This is a genomic window from Heyndrickxia coagulans DSM 1 = ATCC 7050 (genome assembly GCF_000290615.1).
GTDB classification, from domain to species: Bacteria; Bacillota; Bacilli; order Bacillales; family Bacillaceae_C; genus Weizmannia; species Weizmannia coagulans.
Genome location: NZ_ALAS01000167.1, coordinates 1 through 296, shown reverse-complemented (window position 1 = coordinate 296; position 296 = coordinate 1). Strand labels below are relative to the sequence as shown.

The following is a 296-nucleotide window of genomic DNA, read 5'->3' as shown; positions in this document are numbered from 1 at the left end:
TCATAATTAAAGCATGAATATCCACAATTTCTCCATCTTGTACAGCTTCCATTACTCCAAAGTCTACTTGAGCTTCACCCGGAGGGTGTTCTAATCTTTCATACCCTTTATCCTTTTCTTCTTGGTGAGTATTCATCCATTCAGAGATAAAGTAACAAACAGTACGATAAGAACCTTGGAAACCCATTTCCTTTAGTTCTTCAAATATTTGTTTCTTTGTTCTTCTTAATTTTTTCCTTAACTTTAAATCCTCAAACAGCCAATCTGAAACAATTACTCCCCATTTTTCCTCATAC

1 pseudogene is annotated in these 296 nt (G+C 34.5%); it reads right to left on the bottom strand.

Annotated features, from left to right (window positions below):
- A pseudogene (locus tag IC21_RS16895) lies at positions 1–296 on the bottom strand (IS21 family transposase); the annotation flags it as partial.